Origin of the sequence: Klebsiella sp. JN_Kp127, from assembly GCF_040062505.1 — a bacterium.
GTDB classification, from domain to species: domain Bacteria; phylum Pseudomonadota; class Gammaproteobacteria; order Enterobacterales; family Enterobacteriaceae; genus Klebsiella; species Klebsiella quasipneumoniae.
In genome coordinates this window covers 65,881-85,015 of record NZ_JBEAHS010000002.1, presented here as the reverse complement: position 1 = coordinate 85,015, position 19,135 = coordinate 65,881, and the positions used below count along the sequence as shown (strand labels likewise).

Annotated in this window: 14 protein-coding genes and 1 pseudogene; 5 read left to right on the top strand and 10 right to left on the bottom strand. The window is 56.7% G+C overall.

Annotated elements, in window-relative coordinates; all coding sequences use genetic code 11:
- Positions 1 to 62 precede the first annotated feature (62 nt).
- The 4 genes from ABLV04_RS01350 to ABLV04_RS01335 all read right to left on the bottom strand — a co-directional run bounded on the left by ABLV04_RS01350 (position 63) and on the right by ABLV04_RS01335 (position 5,152).
- Positions 63 to 1,253: an amino acid aminotransferase gene (locus ABLV04_RS01350; protein ID WP_178944650.1), complete on the bottom strand. Its 1,191-nt coding sequence runs from the start codon at positions 1,251 to 1,253 to the stop codon at positions 63 to 65.
- 187 nt (positions 1,254 to 1,440) lie between these two features.
- The gene (gene ompK35 / locus ABLV04_RS01345) at positions 1,441 to 2,523 is read right to left on the bottom strand and encodes a porin OmpK35 (RefSeq protein WP_049116479.1); all 1,083 of its coding nucleotides are present in this window, start codon (positions 2,521 to 2,523) and stop codon (positions 1,441 to 1,443) included.
- 591 nt (positions 2,524 to 3,114) lie between these two features.
- Positions 3,115 to 4,515: an asparagine--tRNA ligase gene (gene asnS, locus ABLV04_RS01340; RefSeq protein WP_017899452.1), complete on the bottom strand. Its 1,401-nt coding sequence runs from the start codon at positions 4,513 to 4,515 to the stop codon at positions 3,115 to 3,117.
- A gap of 175 nt (positions 4,516 to 4,690) precedes the next feature.
- On the bottom strand, positions 4,691 to 5,152 hold the full coding sequence (locus ABLV04_RS01335) for an Lrp/AsnC family transcriptional regulator (RefSeq protein WP_002898209.1): 462 nt from the start codon (positions 5,150 to 5,152) through the stop codon (positions 4,691 to 4,693).
- Between the two features lie 311 nt (positions 5,153 to 5,463).
- Here ABLV04_RS01335 and dpaL point away from each other — a divergent pair, with 311 nt between their 5' ends.
- The 4 genes from dpaL to ABLV04_RS01315 all read left to right on the top strand — a co-directional run bounded on the left by dpaL (position 5,464) and on the right by ABLV04_RS01315 (position 10,535).
- The gene (gene dpaL / locus ABLV04_RS01330; RefSeq protein ID WP_072096462.1) at positions 5,464 to 6,675 is read left to right on the top strand and encodes a diaminopropionate ammonia-lyase; all 1,212 of its coding nucleotides are present in this window, start codon (positions 5,464 to 5,466) and stop codon (positions 6,673 to 6,675) included.
- Positions 6,676 to 6,797: 122 nt separating this feature from the next.
- Entirely contained in the window at positions 6,798 to 8,087 is a 1,290-nt protein-coding gene (locus ABLV04_RS01325) for an aromatic amino acid transport family protein (RefSeq protein ID WP_087827856.1), read from the top strand.
- 24 nt (positions 8,088 to 8,111) lie between these two features.
- Positions 8,112 to 9,350: a Zn-dependent hydrolase gene (locus tag ABLV04_RS01320; RefSeq protein WP_044521929.1), complete on the top strand. Its 1,239-nt coding sequence runs from the start codon at positions 8,112 to 8,114 to the stop codon at positions 9,348 to 9,350.
- Between the two features lie 18 nt (positions 9,351 to 9,368).
- The gene (locus ABLV04_RS01315; protein WP_044521930.1) at positions 9,369 to 10,535 is read left to right on the top strand and encodes a M20 aminoacylase family protein; all 1,167 of its coding nucleotides are present in this window, start codon (positions 9,369 to 9,371) and stop codon (positions 10,533 to 10,535) included.
- A 42-nt stretch (positions 10,536 to 10,577) separates the two neighbouring features.
- Here ABLV04_RS01315 and pncB read toward each other — a convergent pair whose 3' ends face one another.
- Positions 10,578 to 11,780, bottom strand: a complete 1,203-nt coding sequence (pncB, locus tag ABLV04_RS01310) for a nicotinate phosphoribosyltransferase (protein WP_135719074.1) — start codon at positions 11,778 to 11,780, stop codon at positions 10,578 to 10,580.
- A 326-nt stretch (positions 11,781 to 12,106) separates the two neighbouring features.
- Here pncB and pepN point away from each other — a divergent pair, with 326 nt between their 5' ends.
- Positions 12,107 to 14,722 (top strand): aminopeptidase N, encoded by a 2,616-nt coding sequence (gene pepN, locus ABLV04_RS01305; protein WP_348815262.1) that lies wholly within the window; start codon positions 12,107 to 12,109, stop codon positions 14,720 to 14,722.
- Positions 14,723 to 14,819: 97 nt separating this feature from the next.
- Here the strand turns inward: pepN and ssuB are convergent, their stop codons facing one another.
- The 5 genes and pseudogenes from ssuB to ssuE form a co-directional block, all read right to left on the bottom strand.
- On the bottom strand, positions 14,820 to 15,593 hold the full coding sequence (gene ssuB / locus ABLV04_RS01300; protein WP_023289039.1) for an aliphatic sulfonates ABC transporter ATP-binding protein: 774 nt from the start codon (positions 15,591 to 15,593) through the stop codon (positions 14,820 to 14,822).
- Complete coding sequence (ssuC, locus tag ABLV04_RS01295) at positions 15,590 to 16,381, bottom strand: aliphatic sulfonate ABC transporter permease SsuC (RefSeq protein WP_004201413.1); 792 nt, start codon at positions 16,379 to 16,381, stop codon at positions 15,590 to 15,592. Before ssuC ends, ssuB begins: the two co-directional genes overlap by 4 nt.
- A 10-nt stretch (positions 16,382 to 16,391) precedes the next feature.
- The gene (gene ssuD / locus ABLV04_RS01290) at positions 16,392 to 17,537 is read right to left on the bottom strand and encodes an FMNH2-dependent alkanesulfonate monooxygenase (RefSeq protein WP_023289041.1); all 1,146 of its coding nucleotides are present in this window, start codon (positions 17,535 to 17,537) and stop codon (positions 16,392 to 16,394) included.
- Positions 17,497 to 18,496, bottom strand: a pseudogene (locus ABLV04_RS01285) (sulfonate ABC transporter substrate-binding protein). Before ABLV04_RS01285 ends, ssuD begins: the two are co-directional and overlap by 41 nt.
- The gene (gene ssuE, locus ABLV04_RS01280; RefSeq protein ID WP_004201416.1) at positions 18,489 to 19,064 is read right to left on the bottom strand and encodes an NADPH-dependent FMN reductase; all 576 of its coding nucleotides are present in this window, start codon (positions 19,062 to 19,064) and stop codon (positions 18,489 to 18,491) included. Before ssuE ends, ABLV04_RS01285 begins: the two are co-directional and overlap by 8 nt.
- Positions 19,065 to 19,135 lie beyond the last annotated feature (71 nt).

Below are 19,135 nucleotides of genomic sequence, written 5' to 3'. Positions count from 1 at the left end.
CGACCTGACGCGAACGTAAAAAAGGCCGCATTCGCGGCCTTTTTTATAGCGAATAATATCGCTTACAGCACGGCGACGATGGCTTCACACAGCGGCGCCATATTGTCAGGCGTCATGCCGGCCACGTTGATACGGCCGGACGCGACCGCATAGATGGCGAACTCTTCACGCAGACGCAGCACTTGCTCTTTAGTCAGGCCGCTGAACGAGAACATACCGTTCTGCTTGCTGATAAAGCTGAAGTCGCGGCTCGCGCCTTTCTCCTGCAGGGTGTTGACGAACAGCAGGCGCATACGCTGGATGCGCTGGCGCATATCGGTCAGCTCCTGCTCCCAGATTGCCCGCAGCGCATCGTTGCTCAGGATGGTCGCGACCACGGACGCGCCGTGCGCTGGCGGGTTGGAGTAGTTAGCGCGGATCACCGACTTCATCTGGCTGAACGCGCGGTCTACGGTCTCCTGATCGGCGGCGACCAGGGTGCAGGCGCCGACGCGCTCGTTGTACAGGCCAAAGTTTTTCGAGTAGGAGCTGGCGACCAGCAGCTCTTTATGCAGAGCAGCAAAGGTGCGCAACCCTTCAGCATCTTCTTCCAGACCGCGGGCGAAGCCCTGGTAGGCGAAATCGAACAGCGGCAGCCAGCCTTTCTCGACCGACAGCTGCGCCAGCGTCTGCCACTGTTCGAGCGTCGGATCGATACCGGTCGGGTTGTGGCAGCAGCCGTGGAACAGTACCACGTCGCCCGCCTGGGCTTCGTTCAGGCTGGCCAGCAGACCATCAAAGTCCAGCGCGTGGTTAGCCGCATCGTAGTAGGCATATTCACGTACTTCCAGCCCGGCGGAGGTAAACACACTCTTATGGTTTGGCCAGCTTGGATTGCTTACCCACACGCGTTTCACGTCGGTGTTTTTGGCGAGGAAGTCTGCGGCGACGCGCAGCGCACCGGTACCGCCCGGGGTCTGCGCGGTGCGGGCGCGTTTATCGGCGATAATCGCATTGCCTTTACCGAACAGCAGCTCTTGGGTGCAGCGACCAAATTCAGGAATACCATCGATGCCCAGATAGTTTTTAGTCGTTTCATTTTCCAGCAGGTACTGCTCTGCTTTTTTGACGCTGGTCAGAACGGGTGTTTTACCGGTTTCATCCTTGTAAACACCAATTCCGAGGTTAATCTTTTCAGGGCGGTCATCGGCACGAAACAGATCGGCCAGACCTAAAATCGGGTCGGCAGGGGCGGCGGTAATGTTCTCAAACATGACGAGGTTCCATTGTGATTACTGAAGGGAAATCCGCTATCAGGTTAACGGGAGAACAACGAATTGCCAACCGTTTGCGATAAAAAGCGCGAAGGTTTTCGAAAGATACGATCTTTGCCTCAGGAATAGAGAAAAGCAGGACCGAAGTCCTGCTCTGAAGGCATATCACGAAGGGGTGTACTGCAGATTAGAACTGGTAAACGATACCCACGGCCGCCTGGTCGTCGGTCGCTACGCCAGCTTCACGCGTATAAGCGTTGTCGTCCAGTTGGTTGAACTTGTACGCCGCATAAACGTTCATGTTCTTGTTGAAGTAGTACCAGGTACCCACTTCGACGTATTTAACCAGATCCGCATCGCCGCCGGAGAAGCCGCCGCGCGCCTGCAGGTCTTTGCCTTTGGTCTGTACGTAGCCGATGGACGGACGCAGGCCGAAGTCGAACTGATATTGTACAACGGCTTCGAAGTTCTGGGTTTTGCCAGCGAAGTAGTTACCCTGGTTTTCCGGGGTCATGTTGTAAGTCTGGGAGTACATGACGGCCGCGTAGACATTGTTGGCGTCATATTTTGCAGAGGTTGCCCAGGCTTCGGCTTTGTCGCCATTGCCGTCAGCTTTCTGGTCTACGCTGCGGTTGGAGCCGGAGTAGCCAGCAGACAGCGCGATGCCGTTGTCGAACGCGTAGGTCGCCGCGGTGCTGAAGCCGTCGCCATTCTGCTTGTGAATCGAACGGTCGTGGTCGTTTTTACCCTGGTACTGCAGCGCGAAGCTCAGGCCGTCAACCAGACCGAAGAAGTCAGAGTTACGGTAGGTTGCCACGCCGTTGGTACGGCCGGTCATGTAGTTGTCGGTGTAGTTCCAACCGTCGCCACCCCATTCAACCAGCATATCGGTTGCTGCTTCGACGTCGTAGATCGCGCCGTAGTTACGGCCGTAGTCGAATGAACCATACTCGCCCGCTTTCAGACCTGCGAACGCCAGACGGGTTTTCGTCGGCTGGGAACCTTCAACGTTGGAGGCGTCCATGTTGTATTCCCACTGACCGTATCCGGTCAGCTGATCGTTGATCTGGGTTTCGCCTTTCAGGCCGATACGGGCGTAGGTGGTATCGTCGCTGCTGGTCTTGCCATTGGTGGTCCAGACGTGCTCGCCGACCATTTTTCCGTAGAAGTCCAGTTTGTTGCCGTTTTTGTTATAGATTTCTGCAGCGTTAGCTGCACCGGCTACCAGCAGGGCAGGGATCACCACTGCCAGAATATTGCGCTTCATCATTATTTATTACCCTCATTAATATTTTTTATATGAACACGTGCCACTGCCGTCAATAAGTTCTGTCAATAAAAACTTACAGAACCATTGATGAGAGTTTGGTGTCTGAAGGCATCTTTCCATCCGCGACAACGTTTCGCTAGCCGGAAAATGCTACTAATATCTCATATGAGTAACAAAACGAAAAAACATGTAACTAAATGTGTATTTCTGGGAACTTTGTGAACTTAATCAAAATTCCGTTCCACATGGTGAGGTAAATCGCCTTTCCATATCTATCTATATGAATTATTTATGATTAATTTGGATAAGCGTAAATTTGCTCATTTTGTGTGTTGAATTCGTCTTCTTTTTATTCAGCCTTTGTCTTGGCAAGACGTGCGGCGCGTGGTTAAAAAATGAGCAAATTTATCAGAGGGTTTGCTCTGTTATGAACATAAAGTGCGATCTGCATCACCCGGATGCACCGAAACAGTGCGTAACATAAATGTGAATCCGAGGCCTTGATGTTTAAGTTTGTTGAATTTTGATAACAGTAATTGACATAAAAAAAGGCCAGCTTGCGCTGGCCTTTCAGGTTTATGTCAGAAAAATTTAGAATGTCGCGTTGCGCGGGGTCCGCGGGAACGGGATGACATCGCGGACGTTCTGCACGCCGGTCACGTAGGCGATCAGACGCTCGAAGCCCAGGCCAAAGCCGGAGTGTGGAACGGTGCCGTAGCGGCGCAGGTCGCGATACCACCAGTAGTCTTCTTTATTCAGACCCATCTCGGCCATACGCGCGTCGAGCACGTCGAGGCGCTCTTCACGTTGGGAACCGCCGATGATCTCGCCAATACCCGGCGCCAGGACGTCCATTGCCGCGACGGTTTTACCGTCTTCGTTAAGGCGCATGTAGAAGGCTTTAATATCTTTCGGATAGTTTTTCACTACCACCGGCGCTTTGAAGTGTTCTTCAGCCAGGTAACGTTCGTGCTCGGAGGAGAGATCCACGCCCCAGTAGACCGGGTTCTCGAACTGCTTGCCGCAGTTTTCCAGAATAGTGACGGCGTCGGTATAATCCACCTGCGCAAAATCAGCGGTGATAAAGCGCTGCAGACGGTCGATAGCGTCTTTATCAACGCGCTCGGCGAAGAACTGCATGTCGTCCGCGCGCTCTTCCAGTACCGCTTTAAAGACGTACTTGAGCATCGCTTCCGCCAGGCCGGCAACATCGTTCAGGTTAGCGAAGGCCACTTCCGGCTCCAGCATCCAGAACTCCGCCAGGTGGCGGCTGGTGTTGGAGTTTTCCGCACGGAAGGTCGGGCCGAAGGTGTAAATCTTCGACAGCGCGCAGGCATAGGTCTCGCCGTTCAGCTGGCCGGAAACGGTCAGGAACGACTCTTTACCGAAGAAGTCTTTGTCGAAATCGACTTTGCCCTGATCGTTACGCGGCAGATTTTCCAGATCCAGCGTCGACACGCGGAACATTTCGCCGGCGCCTTCGGTATCGGAGGCAGTAATCAGCGGGGTGGAGACCCAGAAGAAGCCCTGCTCATCAAAGAAGCGATGCAGCGCCTGCGCCAGGGTGTGACGCACGCGGGCAACCGCGCCGATCAGGTTGGTGCGCGGACGCAGGTGGGCCACCTCACGCAGATACTCGATGCTGTGGCGCTTGGCCGCCATCGGGTAGGTGTCCGGATCTTCCACCCAGCCGGTCACTTCCACGTTGGTCGCCTGGATCTCAAAGCTTTGACCCTGGCCCTGGGAAGCCACGACTTTACCGGTGACAATCACCGAGCAACCGGTGGTCAGACGCAGCACTTCCTGATTGTAATTGGGCAGAGAATTATTAATAACGGCCTGTACAGGATCAAAGCAGGAACCGTCATAGACGGCGAGGAATGAAAAGCCAGCTTTTGAATCTCGGCGGGTACGCACCCATCCGCGGACCGTGACTTCGCTGTCAACGGCAACGCGGCCCTGGAGTACGTCGGCTACAGGCACAACGCTCATAATAATCTCTCTATATAGTCCAATAAAAAAGTCTCTTCCCCCTACAGCGGGGGGATATCTATGTTACCTGTCATCTTCCATCAGACAAGTAGATTTCGCACAGGGAAGGGTGGATTTCGGAAATAAATACACCTCCGGGGCGTTCTTTGGCTCCCCATTTCGACTTTTACACGACTTACTCGATAATGACCGTCATTTCCTGCTTCGCATTTTGCATCGACACGATGGTCCGGAAAGACTTGATATTTCCCGAGGCAAAAAAGAGTTCACGGGTTAGCGCTTCGTATTCCGCCATATCACGGACGTTGATCACGAGCAGAAAATCGAAGTCGCCAGTGACATAGTAGACCTGCTGCACTTGCGGACAGGTTACGAAACGCTGTTTATCCTCCTCAAGCAGATCGAGACGTTCATTCTCAATGGTCACCTGCACCATAATGGTGATGGGTCTTCCCACTTTACTGGCGTCCACTAAGCTAACACTGCCTTTAATCACCCCTGCATCCTCAAGTGCAGCGATACGCCGATTGACTGCCGAAGGAGACAGGCTGATCCGATCGGCGATCTCCCGTTGCGACAAGCGATTATTACGCTGCAAGAGCGTAAGAATTTTTTTATCCCATGCGTCAAGTTTCATCATATATCTCGTCCTGCAAGCCTGTGATCAATCTCACTCATGCAACGTTGTTGCGAAAGAATGATAAAACAGAGTGAAAATTGCGGCGCGATGGGCAACTTTGCGCCAATTAACCGCCGGGCGCAGTGTACCATCACAGGCAGTGGGAAAGCGGCATATCGCGACAAAAAGCCTCTCACACTCCGACTTAACCAATTTAAAGCGACCGTCCTGTCTCAGGCCGCACGGATCCGTGCACCCGTCGTTTAGGCGGAATGGTCGCAAATAACGTTATCGTCGCAGGACGATATGAAAATAGAGGTGCCTGAATAGTGGACACAATTAAATTTCAACTTAACGCCCGGCGGCAGCCCTATGGCCAGGGAGCAGACTTGAGTCTGCTCAATGAAAGCGTGGGGAACGAAGTGCTGGCATTCCATCAAAAATTTCCTGATTACCGGGTCACGCCGCTGCGTAAGCTGGAATTTTTAAGCCAGCGGCTGGGGCTGGGATCGATCCATATAAAAGATGAAGCCCAGCGATTCGGTTTGAATGCGTTTAAAGGATTAGGCGGATCTTATGCGATGGGGAAATATCTCGCCGCTCTGCTTGAGCGAGATATTACTACGTTGAGCTTTGCCGAGCTTAATTCACCAGCGATTAAGGCGCGTATCAAGGACATCGTATTTGTGACTGCTACCGACGGTAACCATGGACGTGGCGTGGCGTGGGCGGCTGAGCAGCTTGGGCTGCGTGCGGTGGTGTATATGCCAAAGGGCTCCTCACCGGTACGCGCGCAGAATATTCGCCGGCATGGCGCCGAATGCACGATTACTGAACTGAACTACGACGACACAGTTCGGCTGGCGGCCAAAACCGCGCGCGAGCAGGGATGGGTATTACTCCAGGATACCGCCTGGCAGGGCTACGAGCAGATCCCCACATGGATCATGCAAGGCTATATGACCCTCGCTGTTGAAATCTGGCAGCAATTGGTAGAAAGCGGGGCGCCGATGCCGACGCATCTGTTTTTACAAGCCGGTGTCGGGTCGTTTGCCGGCAGCATCATGGGATATTTCATCGAAAAGATGCAGCAGCAGGCTCCCACCATCATCATCGTTGAGCCGCACAAGGCGAACTGCCTGTATCGCTCGGCAACCATTAATGACGGACTGCCGCACAGCGTCGGCGGGGATATGTCAACCCTGATGGCCGGGCTTGCCTGTGGTGAACCTAATATCACCAGCTGGCCAATGCTCCGCGACCATGCCACCTGTTTTATTTCCGCCGACGATTGTCTGGCTGCCAATGGCATGCGCCTGCTGGCCGCTCCGCGACCAGGTACTGACGAACCTTTTGTCTCCGGGGAATCCGGCGCTATCGGCACTGGCGTGCTTTACGCGCTGATGACTCAGCCGGAGTATCGCGAGCTTGCCGAATCTCTGCGCCTGAATGCCGATGCACAGGTTCTGTTAATCAGCACGGAAGGAGATACATCACCCGATGTCTATGAAGACATCGTCTGGTTTGGACGTAATGGTTGAGCGCTATCGACAATAACAAGGGGGCCATCTTACCTACCCTACGAGCCCTCGGTGTGACAAGCGTTCTGACTCATAACGAAAACATACGCGCTTTCGCGTCATGCACAGAGAGAACCTGACCGATGAATACTGAAAATATAATTATCAATAAAGGATGTTCCGATCCCGCAAAGTGGCATAGCGAAGATACCGTTTGGGTCCTTGGCCTTTTCGGTACCGCAATTGGCGCCGGGGTGCTGTTTCTGCCGATTAATGCCGGAATTGGCGGCTTCTGGCCGCTGCTGATTGTTTTTGTCCTCGCTTTTCCTATTACTTATCTGGCTCACCGCGGTCTGGCGAGATTCATTTACTCTTCCAATACGCCGGAAAGCAGTATTACCGATGTTATTGGCGAGCATTTTGGCGCGCTGGCGGGAAAAGTGTTTACCGTCATCTATTTCTTCGCCGTCTATACCATTTTGATTATGTATGCGGTGGCAATCACCAACACCGCGCAGAGCTTTATCACCCACCAGTTGGCAATGGCCGAGCCTCCCCGGTCGCTGGTGGCCATCGTTCTGATCCTCGGGCTGATGTTTATCGTCCGTTTTGGACAGCGTTTGATAATGCGGGTGATGAGCACCCTGGTTTATCCCTTTATTATCTCGCTTATTTTTATGGCACTTTTTCTGATTCCGCACTGGAACGGCGCAATTTTGCAAACCGCAAGCTTCAGCGCCACAGGCGATGGGCAGGGGATCATGTTATCCCTCTGGATGACCTTCCCGGTACTGGTGATGTCGTTTAACCACTATCCCATCATTTCGCCGATGGTGGTGCGCCAGAAGCAGCGTTACGGTCTGGCGCTCGCTGAGAGGAAATGCGCGCAGATCCAGCGCTACGGTATCCTGCTCATGACGGTGGTGGTGCTGTTTTTTGTTCTCAGCTGCGTGTTAAGCCTGTCGCCGCAGCAACTGGCGGAAGCCAAAGCCCAGAATCTGTCGATTTTGTCCTATCTGGCCAATCAGTACGATACACCGATTATTGCCTGGCTATCGCCGATTATCGCCTTTGTCGCTATTACTAAATCATTTCTTGGCCACTACATCGGCGCCTATGAATCGCTGCGCGACCTGATTCTGGAGGCCGCCGCCGCACGCGGGAAAAAACCTGGCATTCGCCTCGTCGACGCGGTCATCCTGGTGTTTATGGTGTTTACCTGCTGGTTCGCCGCGTACAAGAACCCCAGTATCCTCGGTATTATCGAATGCATCAGCGGTCCCACCGGGGCGGCAATTCTTCTGCTGTTGCCTATGTACGCCATTCATAAATTACCGGTGCTTGCCCCCTGGCGCGGTAAAGCGAGCAACGTTTTCGTCACCCTGATCGGGCTTATCACCGTCTCTGCCATTTTTTACGGCATGTTCCAATAACCACCATCACTAGCGAGATGTTTTATGAGTCATTTTCTGCAGATTAACGGCCAACGGCTTATCGATTCCCTGTATGCGCTTGGCGAATATGGTGCGCTGGAAGGCGGCGGCGTATGCCGCCTGGCAGCGACGGCCGAAGATAAAGCCGGCAGGGACTTTGTTGTAGCCCGCATGAAGGCCCTGGGCCTGAGTGTGTCTATTGATGCTATCGGTAATGTCACCGGTGTTTATCACGGCGAGGAGACGTTGCCGATGGTGATGATGGGGTCACATATCGATACCGTCGCTACCGGTGGGTTATACGATGGCAACTACGGCGTTATGGCCGGCCTTGAGGTGATTGCCACCCTCCAGGATGCCGGGATCCGCCCCCGACGACCGTTGGCGGTAACCTTCTTTACTAACGAGGAGGGGGTGCGATTTCAGCCCGATATGATGGGCAGCGTGGTGTTTGCCGGCGAGTATCCGTTGGCGCAGGCGCTCGCGGCAAAAGATCTCGACGGTATCACGCTCGATGAAGCGCTGCGTAACATTGGTTATAAGGGCGAACGTCAGCCGGGAGATATGGCGGTAGATAGCTACGTTGAGCTGCATATCGAACAGGGACCGATTCTTGATAAAGAGCAAATTGATATTGGTGTTGTTACCGGCGTACAGGGTATTTCGTGGCAGGAATTTACCCTGAGAGGCGTATCGAATCATGCGGGTACTACCCCAATGTCCATGAGACGCGATGCCGGGCTGGCGGCTGCGAAAATCGCTGTTTTTGCCCGTGAGCTGGCGCTAAGCCTTGGTGGTGATCAGGTAGCTACCGTTGGGCATTTCAGCGTGAAGCCTAATCTGATCAACGTCATTCCCAACCATGTCGTTATGTCAGTGGATCTTCGCAATACCGATAATGCGATCTTATGTCTGGCGGAGCAGCAACTGGCAGAATTTGTCGCAAAAACGTCGCAGGAAGAGGGCGTGGAGATAACCAGCCGCTCACTGGTGCGCTTTGAACCGGTCATTTTTGCCGATGAGATCGTCAATGCGGTGGAAGCCGAGGCGGAGCGTCAGGCGCTCAGTTACCGACGTTTGCCAAGCGGCGCTGGACACGATGCACAATTTATGGCGTCGGTATGTCCCGCCGGGATGATTTTTGTCCCCTGCGTTGATGGCATCAGTCACAACGTCAAAGAACACAGTGCGGCCAAAGACCTGATTGCTGGCGCCAATGTGCTGCTGCAGGTGGTTTTACAGCGCGCCCAGCGTATGGACTAATGTTTACAGGAGCAGAGAATGAATCAGCAACAGTTAAAGCAGCAGCTTATCGCCTGGCGTCACTATTTGCATGCCCATCCGGAAAGCGCCTTCGAAGAGCAGAATACTTCACGGTTTATTGCCGAAAAGCTCGAGGCCATGGGCATTGAGGTACACCGCGATATTGGCAAAACCGGGGTAGTGGGGAGATTGAAATGCGGCGACGGCAAGGGCGTTATCGCTATTCGTGCCGATATTGATGCCATTCAATTGACCGAACAGGGAGACCGGTCTTACCGCTCCATGACCGCCGATCGGATGCACGGCTGCGGGCATGATGGTCATACCTGCATTGCATTGGGCGCGGCGCAGTTGCTATTGCAGCGGCAGAATTTTAACGGCACGGTCATCTTTGTTTTTCAGCCTGCTGAGGAGCCTGGCTATGGCGCCAGAGCGATGATGGACGATGGCGTTATTGAACGCTTTGGCATTGAGGAAATCTACGGTCTGCATAATATGCCGGGTATGAAAGCTGGGACTATCGCCACGCGAGTCGGTGGCATTATGGCCAGTGAAGATAACTTTATTATTCGTATTCAAGGGCAGGGAGCGCATGCGGCGCGGCCGCATATGGCGAAAGATCCGCTGGTAATTGCGGCGGAAATCATCCTGGCTTTGCAGACAATTGTTTCGCGAAATGTTGATCCGAACGTGCCAGCGGTCATTTCCTGTACTGAACTGCACACCGATGGCATCCGCAATGCGATTCCGACGCATGTTGAAATCAAAGGGGATACGCGCAGCTTTGTACCGGAGGTGCAGATGCTGCTCGAAGAACGAATGCGTACCATTAGCGAAGCAATTTGCGCGATGCACGGTGCTAGGTGCCAGTTCAGCTATACCCATGAATTTGCGCCAACGGTGAACTGGCAGAAATGCGTTGATGTGGCGGTCACCGCTGCGATTAACGTGGTAGGGGCTGAGAAGGTGGACGGCAACGTCGCACAGATGATGATTTCGGAGGATTTTGGCGCTTTTCTGCAAAAAATCCCCGGCTGTTTCATCTTTTTAGGCAACGGCGATGGTTCAGATGCTCAGGGCAATACACCGTTGCATAATGCCTGCTACGACTTTAATGATGAGATATTGCTAACTGGCGCGGAGTATTTTGCCGAGGTCGTCAGAACCCGTCTGCCGCAGGAGTGATATTGATTGGCCCGATAGCAGAATGCCGTCGGGCCATGTTTTTTAGCTTGCCTTTTTAATCGGCGGCAGGTCGAACGCCTCGCGCAGGGCGCGGACGAAGGCCTTATCGTGGCAGATGGTTTTCCCCGGGCTGTCGGAGAGCTTCGCCACCGGCTTGCCGTTACATTCCACCAGCTTAATCACGATATTGAGCGGTTTAACCTGCGGCAGATCGCAGGTTAAACGGGTACCAATACCAAAGCTCAGCTTCACCCGCGAGGCGAAGTGGCGATACAGGTCGACGGCTTTCGCCAGGTCGAGATTATCGGAGAAGACCAGCACTTTGCTCAGCGGATCGATGCCCAGCTTCTGGTAATGGGCGATGGCTTTTTCACCCCATTCCACCGGGTCGCCGGAGTCGTGGCGCAAACCCTGATAGCGGGTGGCGAACTCCGGACCGAAATCGCGCAGGAACGCATCCATGGTGATGCAGTCGGTCAGCGCGATGCCCAGCTGGTCAGGATACTCTTCCAGCCAGGCGGCGAGGGCCGCCCGCTGGCTGCTGGCCAGGTTCGGGCTGATCTGCTGGTGGGCCTGGAACCACTCATGGGCCTGGGTACCCATCGGGGTTAAGTGCAGACGGCGCGCCAGATCGTAGTTGCTGGTGCCGACAAACCAGGGCTCCTGCTGCAGGCGTTGCACAATGGCTTCCTGTACATCGCGTGAAAAACGACGGCGGGTGCCGAAATCCATCAGGCGGAAGGCGCTCATATCGAGGTCAGCGGTCATGGTGGCGAAGTCGCCTAGCTTATGCTCCAGCGCGTTTAGCGCTTGTTCAACGCCCATCTCGGGTGAACGGTAGCGATGGACCAGCTCGCTTATCACCGCCAGCAGGGGGACTTCCCACATGATGGCTTCCCGCCACGGGCCGGTGAGGCGAATGTTCAGCTTGCCGTTGTCATTGGCGACCGTGACCTGGCGCGGGTCATAGCGAAAATCGCGCAGCCAGTCGAGGTAATCCTGGCGAAAAAAGGGAAGGGTGGACAGCCAGCGATATTCATCATCCCGCAGCCTCAGATCGCGCATGGACTCCACCTGCTCGCGGATCGCGTCGGCATAAATGCCGAGCAGGTCGTCTCCACGGCAGCGAAACTCCGCCGCCACATGTACATCGCCGTAGCGGTGGAAGACAGCCTGCTGCATGTGCAGCTTGTAGGCATCCGTATCAAGCAGCGAATGCAGTACAGGAGAAGTGAATTGTGTCATGGTGCGCAGTAGCATCCTCTCACTGGAGCGTTCCATCGAAACCAACGCGGAAAAAGGAGGCGGAGTATACCTTTATTACCCGGCTCTGTCCCGCGATGGCGAGCGATGGCGACGCTGACGGTCATTTGCGAGGCCTAGTTTAATATATTGAACATGGATCACACCACAAGCTTTGCGTCGGGTCGAGGGCAATTCGTGCCGCGAGTGTTAACAAAATGTAGCGATTTTCGTGTTTCACGTTGAAAAGATGAAGATTCTGCATAGCGCGATTGACACAACAGGAATAGACTGGGACGACACTTTACCGAAGATGCTAAAGGTTTTTTATGACACAACAGCCCCAAGCCAAATACCGCCACGACTATCGTGCGCCGGAGTATCTGATTAGCGATATCGATTTGACCTTTGACCTGGATGCCGCAAAAACCGTTGTTACGGCCGAGAGCAAGGTCTCCCGCCATGCGGCTGCGTCTGATGTGCCATTGCGCCTGGACGGCGAAGATCTGACCCTGATTGCTCTGCAGGTGAACGGCCAGCCGTGGAGCGACTATAAAGAAGAAAACAATCAGCTGGTGATCGGCGGCCTGCCGGAGCATTTCACCCTGACCATCGTCAATGAGATCAGCCCGGCGGCGAACACCGCGCTGGAAGGCCTGTATCAGTCAGGCGAAGCGCTGTGCACCCAGTGTGAAGCGGAAGGTTTCCGCCATATCACCTGGTACCTGGACCGTCCGGATGTGCTGGCGCGCTTTACCACCAAAATTATCGCCGATAAAGCCAAATATCCGTTCCTGCTCTCCAACGGCAACCGGATGGCGGAAGGGGAACTGGAGAACGGTCGTCACTGGGTACAGTGGCAGGATCCCTTCCCGAAGCCGTGCTACCTGTTTGCGCTGGTGGCCGGTGATTTCGACGTCCTGCGCGACACTTTTACCACCCGCTCCGGGCGTGAAGTGGCGCTGGAATTGTACGTCGACCGCGGTAACCTCGACCGCGCGCCGTGGGCGATGACCTCGCTGAAAAACTCCATGAAATGGGATGAGGAGCGCTTTGGCCTCGAGTACGACCTCGACATCTATATGATTGTCGCCGTCGACTTCTTCAATATGGGAGCGATGGAAAACAAAGGGCTGAACGTCTTTAACTCCAAATATGTCCTGGCCCGCACCGACACCGCCACCGATAAAGACTATCTCGATATCGAGCGGGTGATTGGCCATGAGTATTTCCATAACTGGACCGGCAACCGCGTCACCTGTCGCGACTGGTTCCAGCTCAGCCTGAAAGAGGGGCTGACCGTGTTCCGCGATCAGGAGTTCAGTTCCGACCTCGGCTCGCGGGCGGTGAACCGCATTAACAACGTGCGCACCATGCGCGGGCTGCAGTTTGCCGAAGACGCCAGCCCGATGGCGCACCCGATCCGCCCGGATATGGTTATCGAGATGAATAACTTCTATACCCTGACGGTCTATGAAAAGGGTGCCGAAGTGATCCGCATGCTGCACACGCTGCTGGGTGAAGAAAACTTCCAGAAAGGGATGCAGCTATATTTCGAACGTCATGACGGCAGCGCCGCCACCTGCGACGATTTCGTCCAGGCGATGGAAGATGCTTCTAACGTCGACCTGTCGCACTTCCGCCGCTGGTACAGCCAGTCCGGTACGCCGATTGTCACCGTCCACGACGACTATAACCCGGAAACCGAGCAGTATACGCTGACCATCAGCCAGCGCACGCCGCCGACCGCCGAGCAGGCTGAGAAACAGCCGCTGCATATTCCGTTTGCCATCGAGCTGTACGATAACGAAGGTAAGGTGATCCCCCTGCAGAAGGGCGGTCATCCGCTGCACCCGGTGCTTAATGTGACCCAGGCTGAGCAGACCTTCGTCTTTGATAATGTCTATTTCCAGCCGGTCCCGGCCCTGCTGTGCGAGTTTTCAGCACCGGTGAAACTGGAATACAAGTGGAGCGATCAGCAGCTGACCTTCCTGATGCGCCATGCGCGGAATGATTTCTCGCGCTGGGATGCGGCGCAGAGTCTGCTGGTGACCTACATCAAGCTGAACGTCAACCGTCATCAGCAGGGACAGCCGCTGTCGCTGCCGGTGCACGTGGCGGACGCCTTCCGCGCGATTCTGCTCGACGAGAAGATTGACCCGGCGCTGGCCGCCGAGATCTTAACCCTGCCGTCGGCCAACGAAATCGCCGAGATGTTCGCCATTATCGATCCTATCGCCATCGCCACCGTGCGCGAGGCGCTCACCCGCACCCTGGCGAACGAGCTGGCGGACGAATTCCTCGCGGTATATAACGCCAATAAGCTCGACAGCTACCGGGTGGAGCACGCCGATATCGGTAAGCGAACCCTGCGCAATACCTGCCTGCGCTATCTGGCGTTCGCAGAGCCGACGCTGGGCGATAAGCTGGTGGCGGCGCAGTATCACCAGGCGGATAACATGACCGACGCGCTGGCCGCGCTGTCGGCGGCGGTTGCCGCTGAGCTGCCGTGCCGCGATGCGCTGATGCAGGAGTATGACGACAAATGGCATCAGGACGGCCTGGTGATGGACAAGTGGTTTATCCTGCAGTCCACCAGTCCGGCGGCCAATGTGGTCGAAACGGTACGCGGTCTGCTGAACCATCGTTCGTTCAGCATGAGCAACCCGAACCGCGTGCGGTCGCTCATCGGCGCTTTCGCCAGCAGCAACCCGGCGGCGTTCCATGCTGAAGACGGCAGCGGCTACCAGTTCCTGGTGGAGATGCTGACCGAGCTTAACCAGCGCAACCCGCAGGTCGCATCGCGACTGATTGAGCCGTTGATTCGTCTGAAGCGTTATGATGAGAAACGCCAGGCGCTGATGCGCGCCGCGCTGGAGCAGCTGAAGGGGCTGAAGGATCTCTCAGGCGATCTGTACGAGAAAATCAGTAAGGCGCTGGCGTAACGGTGGCAAAATCCCCGGTTGCGCTCTCGCTTACCGGGGCTACAGCACTGTGCGATTTGGTAGCCCGGCCGAGCGAAGCGCGGGCCGGGGACGTTAGTTAGCCATGACTAAACAAACGCGGTGCGCTCTCGCTCTTGCCGCGTTTCATCACCCGATCCAGCACCTCTGCCTCCAGCTCGGCCAGCTTCGCCGAACCGGTGCGCCGCGGTCGCGGAATATCCACGTTCAAATCGAGACCGATCTTCTTCTCTTCAATCAACAGCACCCGGTCGGCCATCGCCACGGCTTCGCTGACGTCGTGGGTCACCAGCAGGACCGTAAAGCCATGCTCCTGCCACAGAGAGACGATCAGCTCCTGCATCTCCAGACGGGTGAGGGCGTCCAGCGCCCCCAGCGGCTCGTCCAGCAGCAGCAGGCGCGGGCGATGGATCAGCGCGCGGGCCAGCGCAACGCGCTGCTTCTGCCCGCCCGACAGCGCCGCCGGCCACTCCTGCGCGCGGCTCTCGAGTCCGACGCTGGCCAACGCCTGCAGGGCGGCGTCGCGCCAGGCGCCTTTTAACCCCAGCCCCACGTTATCAATCACCGTTTTCCACGGCAGCAGGCGCGCATCCTGAAACATCATCCGGGTGTCGTCCTGGATCGCCGCCAGCGGCGTCGCGCCTGCCAGCAGCTCGCCGGCATTCGGCTTTTCCAGGCCCGCCAGCAGGCGCAGCAGGGTGCTTTTGCCGCCGCCGCTGCGGCCCACCACCGCCACAAACTGGCCGCTGGGGATATGCAGATCCAGCTCGTTAAGAATGGTGTTGTCGCCATAGCGTTTCGTCACCCCGTTCAGCAGCAACGGGATACCTGGGTTCAGACGGGCAGTGTTCATGCGTTAGCCTCCTGAAGATGATACGCCGGGTTCCAGCGCAGCCAGAGCCGCTCCAGCAGCTGGGCGCTGACGTCGGCCAGTTTGCCAAGAATGGCGTAAAGAATGATGGCGACCACCACCACGTCGGTTTGCAGAAATTCACGCGCATTCATCGCCAGGTAGCCGATACCGGCGTTCGCCGAGATGGTTTCGGCGACAATAAGCGTCAGCCACATCAGACCGAGGGCAAAACGCACGCCGACCATAATCGAGGGCAGGGCGCCGGGTAAAATCACGTGACGGAAAAGAGCAAAGCCGGATAAACCATAGCTGCGCGCCATCTCCACCAGCCCACGGTCGATATTGCGGATCCCGTGCCAGGTATTGATATAGATCGGGAACAGGGTGCCCAGCGAGACGAGAAAGATCTTGGCGGTCTCATCGATGCCGAACCACAAGATCACCAGTGGGATCAGCGCCAGGTGCGGCACATTGCGCAGCATCTGGATCGACGTGTCCAGCAGGCGCTCGCCCCAGCGTGACAGACCGCTGATCAGGCCGAGCACCAGTCCAATGGAGCCGCCGATGGCGAAGCCGACCAGCGCCCGCCACGAGCTAATGGCCAGATGCTGCCACAGCTCACCGCTGGCCGAGAGCGTCCAGAACGCTTTCAAAACGCCCTCCGGCGAGGGCAGCACCCGCGTCGACAGCCAGCCGACGGACGACGCCAACTGCCAGACAATGACCGTTCCCACCGGCAGCAGCCAGGGGGCGAGGCGTAACAACAGGGGATGGGTTGATTTTGCCATCAGTGCCTCCTCAGCTCTGCGCCACTTTACGCGGGATAAACTCGTTAGCGACGGCTTCCCCCTGCAGACGCAGGTTGTGCGGCTGCGGAACAGACGGCACCGCGACGTCGAGCAGCGGGAACAGCAGCTCGCCGACCCGATACGCCTCTTCCAGATGCGGATAGCCGGAGAAGATAAAGCTATCGATACCCAGCGCGGCGTATTCATTGATCCGTTCGGCAACGGTAGCGGCATCGCCCACCAGCGCGGTCCCGGCGCCGCCGCGCGCTAAACCGACGCCAGCCCACAGGTTGGGGCTGATTTCCAGCTTATCGCGTCGACCATTGTGCAGCGCCGCCATCCGCTGCTGGCCGACGGAGTCGGTTCTGGCGAAGGCCGCCTGGGCGCGGGCGATAGTCTCATCATCCAGATGGGAGATAAGGCTGTCCGCCGCCTGCCAGGCTTCCTCATTGGTTTCCCGCACGATCACGTGCAAGCGGATGCCAAAACGCACCCGGCGACCGTGCCGGGCGGCTTTCTCCCGCACCTGAGCTATCTTCTCTGCCACCTGGGCCGGCGGTTCGCCCCAGGTAAGATAGAGATCCACCTGCTCAGCGGCCAGATCCTGCGCCACCTCAGACGATCCGCCGAAATAGAGCGGCGGACGCGGCTGCTGGAGCGGCGGGAACAGCAGTTTGGCGTCGCGAACGCGCTGATGCTTGCCGTTAAAGGTGACAGTCTCCCCCTCCATCAGCTTGCGCCAGATATGGGTAAATTCAGCCGAGGCCTCATAGCGCTCGGTGTGGTCGAGGAAGACACCGTCGCCTGCCAGCTCGGCGGGATCGCTGCCGGTGACCAGATTGAAGAGCGCCCGGCCGTTCGACAGTCGGTCCAGGGTCGCCGCCTGGCGCGCGGCCACCGTCGGCGACACCACGCTTGGCCTCAGGGCGACTAGGAATTTCAGCCGCTGCGTTACCGGGATCATCGAGGCCGCAACCAGCCAGGCATCTTCACATGAGCGCCCGGTCGGGATCAGTACGCCGGTGAATCCCAGCCGATCCGCCGTCTGCGCGATTTGCTGCAGATAGCCGTAATCGACCGGACGGGCTCCCTCTTCGGTACCCAGATAACGACCATCACCATGGGTCGGTAAAAACCAGAACATATTCAGACTCATGATTTCGCTCCTTGTGCGGCGGCGGGCTGCCAGATGCGGGCCCGGATATCAACTTTTTTCGGCACCAGCTTGTTCTCATAGAACAGGTCGGCCGTCTGCTGCTGGCGAGCGGCGGTTTCAGCGCTCACCGGGGTCACCGAGGTGGGGGGACGATGGTCCAGGTAGCTGGCGATCACCGCTTCCGGTAATCCCATCGTTTTTGCCAGCAGCGTAATGCTTTGCGCACGCTGGCTATGGGTCAGGGCATCGGCCTGGGTAAAGGTATCGAGTACGCCCTCAATAAAGGCGCCATTGCGTTCAGCGTAAGGGCGGGAAGCGAGATAGAAGGATCCCGTCTGTTTCAGGTCGGTTCCGTCGGTCAGTACCCGGGCGCCGCCCTGCAGCAGCGCGGCCGAGTAATACGGATCCCAGATCGCCCAGGCGTCGACATTGCCCTGCTGGAAGGCGGCGCGCGCATCGGCGGGGGCGAGATAGACCGGCTGAATGTCGCTAAACTTCAAACCTGCGAGCTGCAGGGCGCGCAGCAGCAGATTGTGGGAGCTGGAGCCTTTCTGAAAAGCGACCTTTTTCCCTTTTAGCTCAGCAACGTTATTAATCGGGCTGCCCTGCGCCACCAGAATCACTTCCGCTTTGGGCTTTGGCGGTTCCGAACCGATATACACCAGATCGGCGCCGGCCGCCTGCGCAAAGATAGGCGGAATGTCGCCAGTGCTGCCAATATCGATGCTGCCGACGTTCAGCGCCTCCAGCATCTGCGGACCGGCCGGAAATTCAATCCACGAAATATGGGTTTGCGGGTAGCGCTGCTCCAGCAGCTGATGGCTTTTCGCCAGCACCATACTGACGCTGCCTTTCTGATAGCCGATGCGCAGGGCGTCAGGCGCCGCCGGGGCGGCATGGCCCAGGGCGGAGAACAGCAGCAGCCCGCCGAGGGTCAGAGCGCGGAGAGGATTAAGCATGTTCCACCCCACGCAGAGACGTTAACGACGGGGCGCGGCTGCTGGGGCGATGCAGCGCCTGCCAGAAGGTCTCCAGGGCTTCATCGAGGCGCCGCTGCAGGTTCGGGGTAAACTGCGGCTTGTGCTGGTAATCGGTCACCTGGCTGTCGTCGGCGAAGACGCCATGGAGGATCTCCTGAGCCTTGAGGGCATTCAGCACCGGCTTCAGGGCGTAGTCCACCGCCAGCATGTGGGCGATGGTGCCGCCGGTGGCCAGCGGCAGCACGATTTTGCCCTCCAGCGCCCGCTCAGGAAGCAGGTCGAGCAGCGTTTTCAGGGCGCCGGAAAACGAGGCTTTGTACACCGGCGTGGCGATGATCAGTCCGTCAGCCCCGGCCAGCTGCTCATTGAGCGTCTGCAGCGCCGGGTTGTCAAAGCGAGCGTACAGGAGGTCTTCCGGGGCAAAGTTCTGCAGATGCCAGTGGCAGACTTCGATATCGGCGGCGGTGAGCGTCTCTCTGGCATATTCCAGCAGGGCGCTGGAACGGGAAGGGTAACGCGGGCTGCCCGCAAGCGTAATGACGCGCATCTCTCTCTCCTTATAACTAAATGTTTGCATTTATCTATAATTGATAACATTTGTAGTGAGTGTGACAGAGG